This window comes from Paraclostridium dentum (assembly GCF_012922555.1).
Taxonomy (GTDB): Bacteria; Bacillota; Clostridia; order Peptostreptococcales; family Peptostreptococcaceae; genus Paraclostridium; species Paraclostridium dentum.
This window is the reverse complement of record NZ_WIPK01000133.1, coordinates 1-423: the sequence shown is the minus strand read 5'-3', so window position 1 is coordinate 423 and position 423 is coordinate 1. Positions and strand designations below refer to the sequence as shown.

Genomic DNA, 423 nt, shown 5'->3' with positions numbered 1-423 from the left:
GTTTAATTGAGGAGAGAAATATAAGGAATCCAGAATCCTTTCCTCAAAGAGATAAGCCCGATTCCTCATCCTCTTCGAGATTAGAGACGTAGGTGAAGTAGAGTGTCCAGATCAAACCAAACACACCCAGAAGGATCCACCCAAGGAGGTTGTTGCTCAGCCCGAACGGAAGCCCCGTCCCCTCCGTGCTCATCCTCTCATCCACCAACGCCATCGCCGCCGGGCTCGACATCGCCGCCGCGGCCGCCGCCATCATCATCGAAGCTCCCATCCCCAACTTCGATTCACTCTCTTCTGGCTTCCCCTCCGCGGCGCATCTCACTCTCCCCATCTTCGAAATCGACGGCAATCCGATGACGGCCGCGGGGCGGGATGCGGAGGTCTTCTGCACGAGGGCGGCGCGTGCAATTGACGAGGTGGAGG

Annotated in this window: 1 protein-coding gene; it reads right to left on the bottom strand. The window is 57.9% G+C overall.

Going from position 1 to position 423, the window contains the following annotated elements; genetic code table 11:
* Nucleotides 1–43: 43 nt before the first annotated feature.
* Nucleotides 44–423 (bottom strand): photosystem II reaction center protein PsbW (gene psbW / locus GFJ41_RS21145; RefSeq protein ID WP_170076027.1); only part of this gene is annotated, 380 nt, incomplete at its 5' end.